Source organism: Ferruginibacter sp., from assembly GCF_028288465.1.
GTDB lineage: Bacteria > Bacteroidota > Bacteroidia > Chitinophagales > Chitinophagaceae > Ferruginibacter.
The window spans coordinates 20,380-34,618 of record NZ_JAQBNR010000021.1; the positions used below are offsets into that span (position 1 = coordinate 20,380).

Annotated in this window: 13 protein-coding genes; 1 reads left to right on the forward strand and 12 read right to left on the reverse strand. The window is 42.0% G+C overall.

Annotated features, from left to right (window positions below; translation table 11 throughout):
* Nucleotides 1–15 precede the first annotated feature (15 nt).
* The 4 genes from JWR61_RS09285 to JWR61_RS09300 all read right to left on the reverse strand — a co-directional run bounded on the left by JWR61_RS09285 (nt 16) and on the right by JWR61_RS09300 (nt 3,706).
* Nucleotides 16–1,017, reverse strand: a complete 1,002-nt coding sequence (locus JWR61_RS09285; RefSeq protein WP_301927554.1) for a glycoside hydrolase family 43 protein — start codon at nt 1,015–1,017, stop codon at nt 16–18.
* A 258-nt stretch (nt 1,018–1,275) separates the two neighbouring features.
* Nucleotides 1,276–1,464 carry a CsbD family protein gene (locus tag JWR61_RS09290; protein WP_290337526.1) on the reverse strand — a complete coding sequence of 63 codons (189 nt, stop codon included), beginning with the start codon at nt 1,462–1,464 and terminating at the stop codon, nt 1,276–1,278.
* Nucleotides 1,465–1,585: 121 nt separating this feature from the next.
* Complete coding sequence (locus JWR61_RS09295) at nt 1,586–2,428, reverse strand: neutral zinc metallopeptidase (RefSeq protein ID WP_301927555.1); 843 nt, start codon at nt 2,426–2,428, stop codon at nt 1,586–1,588.
* A 237-nt stretch (nt 2,429–2,665) separates the two neighbouring features.
* Nucleotides 2,666–3,706 carry a zinc-dependent alcohol dehydrogenase family protein gene (locus JWR61_RS09300; protein WP_301927556.1) on the reverse strand — a complete coding sequence of 347 codons (1,041 nt, stop codon included), beginning with the start codon at nt 3,704–3,706 and terminating at the stop codon, nt 2,666–2,668.
* 230 nt (nt 3,707–3,936) lie between these two features.
* Between JWR61_RS09300 and JWR61_RS09305 the strand changes: the two genes are divergently transcribed.
* Nucleotides 3,937–4,410, forward strand: coding sequence for a nucleoside triphosphate pyrophosphohydrolase family protein (locus tag JWR61_RS09305; protein ID WP_301927557.1), 474 nt, complete (start codon nt 3,937–3,939; stop codon nt 4,408–4,410).
* A 30-nt stretch (nt 4,411–4,440) separates the two neighbouring features.
* Here JWR61_RS09305 and JWR61_RS09310 read toward each other — a convergent pair whose 3' ends face one another.
* The 8 genes from JWR61_RS09310 to JWR61_RS09345 form a co-directional block, all read right to left on the reverse strand.
* Nucleotides 4,441–5,928 carry a phage tail sheath C-terminal domain-containing protein gene (locus JWR61_RS09310; RefSeq protein ID WP_301927558.1) on the reverse strand — a complete coding sequence of 496 codons (1,488 nt, stop codon included), beginning with the start codon at nt 5,926–5,928 and terminating at the stop codon, nt 4,441–4,443.
* Nucleotides 5,929–6,051: 123 nt separating this feature from the next.
* Nucleotides 6,052–6,639, reverse strand: a complete 588-nt coding sequence (locus JWR61_RS09315; protein WP_301927559.1) for a chemotaxis protein CheB — start codon at nt 6,637–6,639, stop codon at nt 6,052–6,054.
* A complete protein-coding gene (locus JWR61_RS09320) occupies nt 6,621–7,433 on the reverse strand; it encodes a protein-glutamate O-methyltransferase CheR (RefSeq protein WP_290337532.1) in 813 nt (270 codons plus the stop codon). Before JWR61_RS09320 ends, JWR61_RS09315 begins: the two co-directional genes overlap by 19 nt.
* Entirely contained in the window at nt 7,430–7,810 is a 381-nt protein-coding gene (locus JWR61_RS09325) for a response regulator (protein ID WP_301927560.1), read from the reverse strand. The genes JWR61_RS09320 and JWR61_RS09325 overlap by 4 nt, the downstream gene beginning before the upstream one ends.
* Nucleotides 7,811–7,823: 13 nt before the next feature.
* Nucleotides 7,824–11,432: a response regulator gene (locus tag JWR61_RS09330; protein WP_301927561.1), complete on the reverse strand. Its 3,609-nt coding sequence runs from the start codon at nt 11,430–11,432 to the stop codon at nt 7,824–7,826.
* A 31-nt stretch (nt 11,433–11,463) separates the two neighbouring features.
* On the reverse strand, nt 11,464–12,927 hold the full coding sequence (locus tag JWR61_RS09335) for a response regulator (RefSeq protein WP_301927562.1): 1,464 nt from the start codon (nt 12,925–12,927) through the stop codon (nt 11,464–11,466).
* Between the two features lie 413 nt (nt 12,928–13,340).
* Nucleotides 13,341–13,784, reverse strand: a complete 444-nt coding sequence (locus tag JWR61_RS09340) for an RES family NAD+ phosphorylase (RefSeq protein ID WP_301927563.1) — start codon at nt 13,782–13,784, stop codon at nt 13,341–13,343.
* On the reverse strand, nt 13,781–14,221 hold the full coding sequence (locus tag JWR61_RS09345) for an MbcA/ParS/Xre antitoxin family protein (protein ID WP_301927564.1): 441 nt from the start codon (nt 14,219–14,221) through the stop codon (nt 13,781–13,783). The genes JWR61_RS09340 and JWR61_RS09345 overlap by 4 nt, the downstream gene beginning before the upstream one ends.
* Between the last annotated feature and the right edge of the window lie 18 nt (nt 14,222–14,239).

The following is a 14,239-nucleotide window of genomic DNA, read 5'->3' on the forward strand; positions in this document are numbered from 1 at the left end:
GAGCCAGCTTTGTGATTAAGGAATGAAAGGCTTGCCTACAATTAATTTATCACCTGATAAATCCACTTCAAATAAATGCGGTACCCGTACAGTACGATCACCGATTTTTTTATGGCTGTGTAAAGACATTAACAACTTGCCATCCAGTGAACGGAACAACATACCGTGACCATAATTGGGTGGCGTAACCGGATCTTTTTCCTGCGCCCAGGGACCATCCAATGTGCCGCTTGCTGAATAAGCAACACCCTGTGCATATACATCATAAATCCAGCTGGTCCATATCATTCCCAGCCGGCCGGTTGCCGTTCGAAACAGATACGGACCATCGGTTACCTTATTGGGACGATCATTACCCTGCTCATCTTTTTCCCGGCTCCAGGGCGCATCACTTGCACGGAATAGAACTTTTCCTTCACCAATGCTTCCACTTAAATCTGGCTTCAGTTCTATTTTTTCAATTGTACCGTTCAGGTTCTGCAGCCATTCGTAACAATACACCATATAAGGTTTTCCATCGGTGTCAATCCAAAAAGTTCCATCCAGTGTTGGTTTATTGGCCGGCAAATAAATGGAGTCTTTCATAGGCACATAGGGCCCGTCCGGCTGATCGCTTACCAGTAAATGGGAAGCACGGCGTTCTATTATATTTCCTTTTACCGTATCTATTTTTACTGCCCTGTTTGTAAAAGTAGCAAAATAATAATACTTGTTTTTATAAGGATGAAGTTCGGCAGCCCATATCATCGGATGAGGTCCCATCCAGGAAGTGGAATCTGTTTTTACTACCGTGTAAGGACCGTCCCAGAAATGCAGGTTCTTACTTTTCCATAACATGCCACCTGTTCCTGTCATGTAGTACAACTTCGCTTTGGCATCTGCCAGTATAAAGGGATCGCTTAACAAAATTGAATCCATTGGTACGTTTTTTCTGATTGCAGGCGCCGGCCTGTTTTGCGCCATGAGCCCGGATGAAATGAACAGGCAACAAACTATAAACAATGAGTATTTTTTCATACAATTAATTTAAGCGCACAGCAATAATTTACAGGCCGTTAAAAATAGGGAAATTAACGGCAACATATTTCCATAAAAACGGTCTTCTCTTTAACCATATTTGTGACACAGCAATTTATTTTACTTAAAGCCAAGAGGCATGCTTCCACTTATATAACATATAACAATAAGAAGTAAACAGGTATGTAACCAAAATAAAAAGAGAGCATTGCTGCTCTCTTTTTATTTTAGTGTTTGTTTGGGGAACTTTCAATTGTATTATCCAAGGTCTCTCAACCATTTAATAAGGTCATCTTTCGCCTTACCTGTTTTCTGTTGAACCCTTCCCCAAAATTCGTCATCCTTTCCTTCTTCGTACTGCAAATCATCGTCTGATAATTCGGCGTACTGTTGTTTGAGTTTACCTTTCCACTCATTCCATTTACCTTTTAATTCCATCTTATCCATACCTTAAAATTTAGATTGTTATTTAAAGAGATTTACTAAAAAAATTCAGGTAACTTTTATTTTCGGACCAGGCAATAACACTGGATGGGGATTTTTTTTCGCAGTATCGAAAATTACGGTATCAGTTTTCCTTGAAGGTATCGCCCTGGCTGATATCTCCTGTATCGTACCCCTTCTTAAACCAATACATTCTTTGCTGTGAAGTTCCATGTGTAAATGCGTCCGGCACAACGGTACCGGTTGCCTGCTTTTGCAGCCGGTCATCACCAATTGCATTAGCGGCATTTAATGCTTCATCAATGTCACCAGCATCCAGTACGTTTTTCATTTTCTGATCGTAATGCGCCCATACACCGGCATAAAAATCGGCCTGTAATTCCAGCATCACGGAATATTTATTGGCTTCTGCTTCTGAAGCCTGCTGACGGATCCGTGCAATTTTTTGTGTGACGCCATTTAACTTTTGTATGTGGTGCCCTACTTCATGCGCCACTACATACGCCATAGCAAAATCGCCGGGTGCATGCAGCTTGTCCTGCATTTCCTGGTAAAAAGAAAGATCAATGTATAATTTACTGTCTTCCGGACAATAGAACGGGCCCGATGCTGAGCTGGTATTACCACAAGCAGACGCTACCGCATCCCTGTATAATACCAGGGTGGGTTCTGTATATTTTTTCCCATTGTCTGCAAATATTTTGTTCCAAACATCTTCCGTGTCGGCCAATACTACTTTTACAAAATCGGCTCTCTGGTCATCCGCCTTTTTTTCTTCCGTCGTCATCGGTGCCTGTTGCGCACCTGGTGAAACGGGCATTTGCGAAGGATCTGCTTCGCCTCCAAGCAAAGTGTAAAGCACATAAATGATTACACCAATTATACCACCACCAGCAGCTATCCCGCCACCGGATAAACCGCGGCGGTCTTCAACATTGGTACTGCCTCTTCTTCCGAGCCATTGCATACATAAATATTTAAAAGTGAAGGATCAATTTAATACTGTATTCAAGATCGAGATATACATATTGCGTACCAGATTATTGCAGCGGCAGGAACGTAGAATTTTTAAAGTCCATAAAGTATAGTTCAGTGAGGTTGATACAGCGGGCAAGACAACATGTTACCCGGGCAAAAAGGCAAGGCCTGGCACATACAAATACCAAAAGTAAAGTAGCAGAAAGATGCAATAATAAAAATACAATCAATCAAATTGTATCACCGTAACACCGGTATTCCTAAAGCTGTTTAAATCAGTTAGTTCAAGACAACTTTCTTCCAGTGTAATGATCTTACCTAATAATTTTTCAGGCTGCATTTTCCCCGAGCCGATCCATTGCAGCATGGCGGGATACTGGTGCGCCTGCATACCATGACTGCCGATGAGCTGCAGCTCCCTGGCTATTACTTCACCCATTGGTATCGGAGGATTTGCTTCGGAGCCAGCCATTAACCCCAGCTGGATATGTTTGCCCTGTTTGCGAAGGCAACGTATCGAATTGCCGCATGTTTCCCGGCTGCCCAGGGCATCTGCAGAAACATGGGCGCCGCCTTTGGTGAATGCTAAAATTTCATCAGGTACTGACTCTGTTTCCCTTGCATTGATTGCAAATACGGCACCAATACTTTTTGCAAATGCAAGCTTGGTATCATCGATATCAACTGCGATGGGAACAGCTCCCACAGCAGCGGCAATCATAATGGCGGAAAGTCCTACACCGCCACAGCCGTGAATGGCAATAAAATCGCCTGCTTTTAATGCACCTTGTGCCGTTACGCCGCGCCATGCAGTTATAAAACGGCAACCGAGTACAGCTGCCGTTACAAAATTCATTGTGTCAGGCAGACGTACCAGGTTATCATCGGCAAAAGGTATGCGCACGAATTCAGCAAATGATCCCCAGCCTGTAAAGCCAGGCTGGTAGTAATGATCACAGATCTGCTGTTGTCCGTTACTGCATTGAACGCAGGTGCCACAGCCAATGCAGAAAGGTACCGTAACGCGGTCGCCTGCTTTCCAGTTGCGTATAGCACTGCCTGTTGCAACGATGATACCTGCGAGCTCGTGACCGGGTACATGTGGCAGATGAATGTCTGAGTCATGCCCTTGCCAGCCATGCCAGTCGCTGCGGCAAAGTCCGCTTGCTTTTACACGAATGATTACCTCATTGGCAGCCGGTGAAGGATCTGGAAGTTGAACGATTGTAACAGGCCCTTTAAAAGACTCATAGTAAGCCGCTTTCATGCAGTAATTTTACTTAAATGTAGCTTAATTCGGCTGTTGCGACACAACCAGACTTACATTATTTCTATCAGAGTAAAAAATAACTCAACGTGTTTTTTGTGTTCGCTAACCTGATCAAAGTATAAAACAATATTCTTAGCCATAGCATAAAGGCAATCCAATAAAATCATTTGACGAAACAAAAAATAAAGTAATTTCAGCCGGTTAATTTTCATTAAAAAACAATACACATGAACGAAGCAGCTCCATTAAACCAGGTAGCCGAATTTCACCGCACATTCAAACACCCGGTAGTAAACGCTCCGGCCATACCATCCAAACAGCGATGTGATTTACGCGTATCCCTGCTGCTGGAAGAAATGAAAGAACTGCAGCAGGCCATTCAGGATAATGACCTGGTGGAAGTTGCGGATGCTTTATGCGATATACAATATGTGCTGGCGGGCGCTATTTTGGAATTTGGGTTGGGAGACAAGTTCAAAGCATTGTTTGATGAGGTGCACCGTTCCAATATGAGCAAGGCCTGTACTTCGCTGGAGGAAGCGCATCAAACCATTGCCCATTATAAAACAAAAGAACAAAGTGAAGCTTACTGGAGGGAAGAAGCATCATTATACCTGGTGTTCAGGGAAAATGATCATAAAACATTGAAGTCTGTTAACTATTCACCGGCTGACCTGGGAAGTATTTTGAACAGCAGGTAAAAGCCGTGGCAATAAAAAACAGCCACTCGGTCAAGAGGCAGGCTGCTGTTGTTGCTGGAATGTGATTTCAATAAATTCTGCCGGCCGTACAATGGCGACCAATACTGTTACCCGTAAAATGCCGGCCTGGATATCGGTGGCCGTCATCGTTGTTTCTAATCCAATCATCACATTAAATGCCTGCTCCGGCTTTATTCCGGAAAGTGCACCCTGCTTCCATAAGTTAATCAGGAAGTTTTCCATCATGCTTTTTATCGCTAGCCAGGTGGCCGGTTCATTCGGTTCAAAAACATACGCCTTCAAAGCAAGCTTTAACGATTGTTCGATCATGATCATCGTTCTCCGCACGTTGATATATCTCCAGTCCTGGCTATTGCCGTCGAGGGTTCTTGCTCCCCATACCAGCGTGCCGATGCCCGGAAATGGACGGATAGCATTGACTGATTTACCTGTAACCGCGTCAACGTTCAAGGTCTCCTGTTCCTCGTGAGAAAGGTTCACAGCCGGGGTTATTACACCAGACAGCGAGATATTGGTGGGTGCTTTCCAGACTCCACGGGACTGATCCACCATTGTATACACACCGGCCATTGCAGCAGATGGTGGCAAGAGGTTTAACCTTATTTTTATTTCATTTATTATCTGAACATACACCGGACTGGCGGCGAGCAAATTTTTATGCAGCAGTAAAAGCTTACTTTGTTTTTGATCCGCAGTATCATTATCAGTAACTGCATTCCAATGAGCAAAAACATTCCCTGCTGCAGGCTCCGGCAATTGTGTTTTTAACTGATCCGGCGGACAATCCAAATTGGCCAACGTTATATCATCAGCGGCTACTACTGCCGTATTCAGCCAGGGATAATAAGCGGCTCCGTAACTCAGATAATCAGTTCCGATGTGTTCCCTGAAATTACTCACATCTGTTTGCGGGTCATCATAATTGACGTCCAGTATAGCAAACCGGCATTGCGTATCATGACAGTGTTTTAATAGCCTGTCATACACTTCATAACAGCCTGCAGGGTCATGCTTACATGCGGAAATAATATCAGGCAAAACAACAATTGAAGGTTCAGGTTCATTTACAAGAACAGCAAATACATCATCTGAAAAATTGGCTGATTTAATTTCAGTTATGACCGGTCCATCATCTTCACCGCCGTATGTTCCGACACTCATGATATAGCAAATGTTGCCGCCATTTTGGTAAAAAAGACGGATAGAATTATAAAAATAAAATTGCTGAATTGGATCAATGATCAGGGAAGCATTAAAAGGTGTTAACGAGCCGGACGCCAACTTAAATTGATGCGGATAACCTTCTCCGAAAAATTCCATGTACTCCTGGACAGAGCTAATACGCATCGGTTTTCCTTTTAATGATTTGCCATCACGAACAGCTTTTTCAGTATACCCGATGAATACAGGCACAGCAGTTTCAACAGCCACCACTGAGTTAGGGAAAGCGTTTTGTTCCTGAACATAAACGCCGGGTATTACATTAATGGATGCCATAATAATTCTATTAAAAGGAATGGAAGTTGCAAAGCCATCTTAAAAAAATGTCCGTTATAAATATAACATTTATTTGCTGGCGGCCTTTGCAATAAATGCGTAGCGCACGTTGACTACCGGGCATTAATCCATTGCAATGCTGTTCAGCAATGCGACAATTTTAGCCACATTCAGTACATCGGCGTGTTGGCATAACAGAATGGCCTGTTCGGGCATGTAACTTACAGCTGCCTCTTCAGGATCCTGCACGATGTTTCTGCCACCGAACCGACTAATAGCCTGCATTCCAAGAGCGCCGTCTGCATTGGCGCCGGATAACAACACGCCGGTCAGCCCCTCTTTATAAACCGGTGCGGCACTGATAAAACTTACGTCGATACTTGGCCGGGAATAGTTTACCTTTTGGGAGGCATCGAGCGAAACCGAACCATCCTCTTCCAGTAATAAATGATAATCGGGCGGTGCCAGGTAAATCCAGCCGGGCTGGAGCAGATCTTTTTCATCGGCTTCCTTTAACTGCAGGTACGTTTTTGCCGCCAGCAATTCTGTAAGGCCGTTATCAGCCTGGCCGCTCCTGTGCAATACGACAATAATGGGGATGGCAAATTTTTTATGCAGTTTAGGCAACAGTTTCAGCAAGGCTTCCAGGCTGCCCGAAGAGCCCCCTATGATAATAAGCCGCCTTGTTTTAGTTACCTGCTTTTCCGCCATATTTTTTCTTTATTTTCAATTTGCTGATAATGACTGGCAATAGAAGAAAATCGCAGCGATTCCTTACTGCCCATTGCCAAAAAGCCCAATGAATCCAGACTTTGATCAAACAATTCCAGTACCCTCTTCTGCAGATCCCGCTCAAAATAGATCAATACGTTTCGGCATAAAATCAACTGAAACAGATTGAAGGAAGAATCGCTCACCAAATTGTGTGTAGAGAAAATCATTTTCTCCGCCAGTCCTTCGTCAAACTTTGCAAGATTATAATTTGCATGATAGTATCCCGAAAAATCTTCCTTTCCGCCACTCCTTATATAATTTACAGAGTTCTGCTGCATAGTGTTGATTGGATAAATTCCGGTCTTTGCTTTTTCAATTACGGCCTGGTTAAGGTCAGTTGCATATAAAATCGACTTATGCAACAGGTTGGCTTCTTTTAATAGAATGGCCATCGAATATACTTCTTCCCCGGTTGAACAGCCTGCATGCCAGATGCGGATAAAAGGATAGGTAGCAAGCACCGGCAATATCTTTTCCCGCAGGGTTTGATAAAAAGCCGGGTCCCGGAACATCTCGGTTACATTCACCGTTACCTCCTCAACAAAGTACATAAAATAAGCAGTGCTATCCATTAGCCTGCGCTGCATATCTGCAAAGGAAGTAAAGCGACCTTTGACGTAAAAGCCATCAATTCTGCGCTTTAAAGATGCCCTGGAATACCCGGTAAAATCATATCCATACCGGCTCAGTATATTCTCCAGCAATTCTTCCAGTTGCCCGGTTGCAATCATGGTTGTTGTTTTACCTGACCATTTAAAATTTCCAGCAGCAGATCAACATCCACAGGTTTCACTATATAATCATCCGCCCCCGCAGCCAGGCATTTTTGCTTGTCTCCAGCCATCGCCTGTGCTGTAACAGCTATCAGCCGTACATGGTTTAAGGAAGGTATTTTTTTTACTATTCCTATCAGTTCATAACCATCCATATCGGGCATCATCATATCTATCAACGCAATTGTAACTTCCAAATCCTGTTTTAGCAGCTGCAATGCCTGCAAGCCACCGGAAGCAACAACGCAACGAAACCGTCTTGACGTTAAAACAGCTTTTAATGCAAAAATGTTGCGATCATCATCATCAACAATCAATATTTTTTGTTCGTCCATAATCTATATTATATCAATACCCTTTTTCGTATAACCATATCCGTAGCAGGGATACCAGCTGATCTGTATCTACCGGTTTAGATATATAATCGGAAGCGCCTGCCGCTATACATTTTTCACGGTCGCCACCCATGGCTTTGGCAGTAACCGCAATAATGGGTGTATTCTTATACACCGGGTTTTTCCGAATGGCCCTGATGCTATCATAACCATCCATTTCCGGCATCATCATATCCATCAGTATTACATCCACTTCGTTTATTTTTGACAATTGTAATGCCTCTTTACCATCCATGGCCGGTATCACATTCATCTGGTATTTTTCCAGCGCCTTCGTCATAGAATAAATATTACGTACATCATCGTCGGCCAGCAATACTTTTTTTCCTTTCAGTACATTTTCTTTCAGCACAGATCGCTCAAAATTGGCGGTTGCCGGTTTGTTTTGCTGTTCCTGCACCTGATGAAGAAACAACGTTACCTCATCCAGTATGCGCTGGTAGGAATTGGCTGTTTTCAGCACAATGGCATCCGCGTATTTTTTTATTTTAAACTCTTCCGGCTGCGAAAGGCTTTTTCCCGTAAACAATATAATCGGCAAATCCCCCAACCCGTCATTTTCCCTGATCTTCTCCAGCAGGGCATCTGTGTTATTATCTGTAATGCTCATGTCAAGGATCACGCAATCCACTTCTTTTTTATGAAGCGAAACAATACTTTCATTTACCGATTGGTTGATTGTGGTGTTAACATTGTAAGTACCCAGATAATATGCCAGCGCTTTCGCATGCTTGTTGTTTTCTTCAATAATTAATACTTTGTTTTCCTTTTTACTTAAAATAAATTCAATTTTTTCAAATATGGTATTCAGTTGTTCAAATGCCACCGGCTTATTGATAAAATTAACGGCTCCTTTGAGCAGGCTTTCTTTTCTTACTTCGTAAGAAGACATAATGTGCACCGGGATATGGCGGGTGTGTATGTTATGTTTTAATGTGTCCATCACTTCCCAGCCATTTTTTACAGGTAACTGGATGTCCAGTAATATACCGGACGGCAGATATTGCTCAGCCATTACTATTCCAACGTCTCCCCTTACCGCCACCAATCCTTTGTATCCTTTTTTTCTTGCATAATCCAGCAACGCCTCCGCAAATGTTACGTCATCTTCAATAATCAGAATAACCTTATCCGACGATGTAATATTGTTTCTGTCATCAGGAATTTCTTCGGGAATAACATTGGTGTTGTATCTGTCATCTGCCGCATTTTTTTTATCCAATGCAAAGGGTTGAATCTCCGTCCGGATTACGACGGGTTGTTCTGCGTTTATGATATCTGTAAATTTTTTGCCCTGTTCCACAGGTATACAGCAAACAAATTCGCTGCCTGATCCGGGTGTACTGCTGACGGTGATTTCGCCACCCAGCAACCTGGAAAGTTCCCTGCTGATAGAAAGGCCCAGTCCTGTTCCACCATATTTGCGGCGGGTAGACCCATCTTCCTGCTGAAAGGCTTCAAAAATAAGTTCCTGTTTTTCCGGGCTGATGCCGATGCCCGTATCTTTTACAATAAAGCAGATAAAACCCGGCCGGTGCGTATCCAAACTTACATTCAAATAAACAGCGCCTTTGGAAGTAAATTTAAATGCATTGGAAAGCAGATTCTTTAATACCTGCTCCAACCGCATTTTATCAGTTTCGATGATGGCCGGTACTTCTGCACCGACTTTAATTTCCCACTCCAGCTGGTGCTCTTTTGCAAGTGGTGCAAACAAGGCATTTAAACCATCGGTTACCTCGTTTATTTTTACAGGCAGGTATTCAATGGTCATTTTGCCCGATTCTATTTTGGACAAATCCAGTATTTCGTCTATCAGCTGCAACAAGCCTTTTCCGGAACTTTCAATTACATGAGCGTATTGCACCTGATCTTTAGTAAGATTTTGTTCATTGTTTTCAGACATCAGCCTGGATAATAATAAAATTGAATTCAATGGTGTACGCAACTCGTGCGACATGTTGGCCAGGAATTCTGATTTGTATTTTGTAGACAATGCGAGATCAGCAGCTTTCTTTTCAATCTCTGCATTCTTTTGCATGATCAGCTGGTTGCGTTGTTCCAGTGCGGCTGATCTTTCTTCAAGTAAGGTATTGGTTTCAATCAGTTCTTCCGATTGAACTTTCAGTTCTTCTTCTGAAGTCTGCAGCTGCTGCGTTTGCAGTTCCAGTTCGCTGTTAATCTGTTCCAATTCCGATTGCTGAGACATCAGTTCTTCTGACTGTGATTGTGTTTCTTCCAGCAACTCCTGCAGGCGCTGACGGTTTTGCACGGTGTTAATTGCAATGCCAATATTCCCGCTTATCTGTTTAAAAAAATCGAGTTCCCTGCTTGTATAGGTATGCAGTGCTCCCAATTCAATTACGGCATTGACATTGTTTTCAAACAGTGCAGGAAATACAACCAGGCTAACCGGCTTCACTTTTGCCGCGGCAAAAGAAATATGAAAATTATCGTCAGCGATATTGGTTACCATCAACTGCTTTTTAGATAAAGCACACTGGCCTGCCAATCCTTCTCCTGTTTTAATTTTTTGTTTTGCAGCGTTTTCCTGCAATGCATAACTATTTTCAAGGCTAAGCTGCTGCTCGCTTTCACGGATATAGAATGCACCTACCTGGCTGTTGGTATATTCGGCTATGCAAGCCATTATTTTCTGTGCAACACTCTGCATGTTGTCGTCTCCAATAACAGCCTCATTTAACGATGCGATACCGGTCTGTAACCATTCTTTATCTGCCAGTTCATTAAAAGACCTTTCAAGTGATGCAGCCATTTTATTTAATGCGCCGGAAAGATTTCCCAGCCCGTCTACCTCCACGTCATTTACCCGTATGCTGTAATCCCCGCCCGATATTTTTTCCGACACACGCTGTATCATATTAATCCGGTGGCTGATAGCTGCATCTTTTTTAACCAGCTCATCCTGCAGTTTAGTCCGGATGGTAATATCCTTGTTTGTTTTTAAATAAAAAAGTATAGTAATGATAATCGCCAGCAATGCGGCGACCGTAATCATTATGGGGGTATTGGAAGAAAATTTGACGAGATTCTCTGTTCTTGACTTTAGCAAGATATTCTCTTCAGTAGTCATATTTTTTATCATGCCTCTTACACTATCCATAAAAAATCTACCAGCTTGCAAATCGTCTAACGCTAATGGTTTGTTTGCTTTTTTTTCATCAATGAGCGCCTGCAATCTGTAGAACCGCTTTTTAATTATCTGGTCCAGCACACTAATTTTTTCCTGCTGGGCAGCATTGTCAGCAGTAAGGCCTTTAATATCCTTTATCAATTCCAGTACCTTTTCATAAGAGCCGCTGTAAGGCTGCAGGAATTCATCTTTGCCAGTGAGTAAAAAACCCCGCTGTCCCGTTTCCGCATCTTTCATTACAGATATGGTCTGCTCCAGTTTTGCAACTACGGTATTGGTATGATTAACCATGTCAGCGCTTTTAAGCAGGTTGGTGATGCTTATGTAAGAGGCCACAGAACTACCAATAAGTATCAATAATGAAATACCAAAACCAATCATAAGATTTCGCTTCAACGAAAGTTGCATACTATAATACCGTTTAAAAAAAAATGAATAATTATACTTTATTGATGGCGGGCACATTGAAGTAAAAAAGAGCGCCGTCACCAGGTTCACTTATCACACCAAAATCAGCCCCGTGCCTTTTTAATATTTCGGCACAAATGTAAAGCCCAATACCCAAACCCTGCGCACAGGTCGCTGCTTCAGAAACCCGGTAAAATTTACTGAAAATATTTTTTTGATTTTCTGGTGAAATCCCAATTCCCCAATCCTTTACAGCAAAGTATAAATGATTGGCCGGGGTAAGCTCTGATGTTACCTCGATGTATTTGCTTTGCGGCGAGTACTTTATCGCATTACTTATAAAATTGATAATGACCTGCTCCAGCCGGATATCATTTGCCATGATTGTTGCTGCGGCGTTTCCTTTATGAATGATTTTTATCTCTGGATGTATGTGCCGTAGCATCTCCAGTGTCGAAAAAAGTAATTTCTCAAAATCAACTGGCGCCAGTTCAAATTTAAGTTCCCCATTATCAATTTTTGAAATATCCAGCAAGTCGTTGATCAGCCCTTCGAGTTTATGTACCTGGGTGATTGTACGTTTTAAAAATATAGTTGTGCTTTCGTCGTGCTGCATACTCTCCAATAACTGTACATAACCCTTGATACTCGTTAACGGTGTTTTTAATTCATGGCTGGCCATGGATAAAAAATCATCCTTTGTTTTAAGCGCCTGCTTTTGTTCTTCTATATCTGTGAATGTGCCCACCCACTTAACAATCATACCATTTTCTACAACAGGCACAACGCTTAGCAGGTGATACTTGTATTCTTTGGATTGCAGCTTAGCAATGCGTATTTCAAGCTGCTTCGGTTGTTTTGACTGAAGAATTTTGCGCCATTCTGCGATAATGCAGGGATCATCCGAATGAACCTCCGGAAAAGTATCAACAGATGACGAATAGTTATACCAGTGCTCATTCACAAAATCAATGTTGCCATCGGCTGTCGCCGTAAACGCTACCTGCGGGATGGAAGCAAGGATACCATTGAGTTCATTGGCTTTTTCCTGTGCCTGCTGCTGCGCTTTCTTACGTACTTCTATTTCTGACTGCAGTTGCTGTTTTGCAAGTGTTAATTCCCTGTTTTGCTCATACAAACGGTGGAATGTTTTTACCTTCAGCAACAGTATATCCTGATCGATCGGTTTGGTGATATAATCAATAGCGCCAGAAGAATATCCTTTGGTGATAAATTTTTTCTCTGTATTTACTGCAGATAAAAATATCAGCGGAATATCCATTGTGTTTTTATTACCAGCCAAAAAATCAGCCACTTCAAAACCATCCATGCCCGGCATTTGCACATCCAGTATAATCAATGAATAATGATTTTTGAGCGACTTTCTCAACGCTTCTTCACCGCTCAATGCAGTATCTACAGGAAAGGAATGCAGTTCAAGGATGGATTTCAGCGCAAATATATTTTCCGGCCTGTCATCAACAATAAGAATCATATTGGATTTTCTAATTTGTGCTTTTAATTTGTACCCTCTTGTGGTCAGTGTCTTTTTAAAAGATAACGGTAAATTTCAACCTGCATCAATAATAGTGCCTGCAAAAAGTAGATGGCACACCGGGCCTCGAAATTACCAGTAATTATCTTTATATGGACGTCCTGACATTCCGGGACTAGATTATTTTAAGAGAAAATTTACCGCGTATAAAATGAAAATATTTTTCAATAATTAAATAACAGCATTCGTTAAATGCGGACACAGGGAAAAAATTCCCCGTTTATTTTTTAAAAATCTTCATGTAATGTGTTTGACACGCAATTCCGCCCACGGGGTCTTCACAGGGTTTAAACCCGAATGCATGAGCCGTAATATCTTTCATTAGCAATGAATTTTTATGTGAAACACAAAAACTAAAACCGTATATCAAAACTAAAATCTTCGGTGCCTGACAGTCTTATTAATTTAAATCCGGGATGCTGGGGATTAATCAGATAATTATATTCCTTTTTTATAATTGCGGAAGGAACTTTCAAAACAGCCGTGGTGGCGCCATTAAACCAGTCTGCAGCCATTGACTGGCAATAGGAAAAGTTGCTAACCTGCTCCCAGCTTTTTTTAATTTTTCCTGGTTCAATGGTATCCATCTGTATTTTATCAGGAATGTCAATCAACATCACTTTATACATTTTATCCTGCCACTCACCACTTCTGTGGACCAGGTTTTCAAGGCATGCCAGCGACCGGCTGCCTGCTGTATAAATTACAAATCGTCCCTTCGCGTTCCATCTTGCAGGATAGCCACTGGCTTGCAAAGATCTGCTCCATTGTTCTGTAGTAATGCGGTATACTGTCATGCAAGATCTCCGTGCTCAATGCGGTTTAATTCATCCAGTACAAAATTAATCCCGGTAACGTTTGTAATAATATTGCGTGGAATAAGGTTACCAAGACCGTAAGCAGGTTTATCCAGCCAACGATTGAAGCTATCCGCAGTGCCAAACACTTTCGCTCCCTTGTGAAATAATACAATCGTTTTTAAAACATACTCGCTTTGTAACGGACTGAATTTTTTATTTTCCTTTTGATAACGGGTTACTGTTTTGTAAGAAACATCTAGAAGTCCGGCGGCAAAATCTTTATCATAGTTGGCTACAGCAATCATATCATTGAATGCCGAAGCATAAATAGTTTCCGGCTCAGAAAGCGTATTTTGTTCTTCGTGCTGAATATAACCTGCGTATTGTTTATAAATTTTTTTTAATGCTGAATTTTCGCTGAGTGAATTATTCATATAATTTCTTTGCACAAA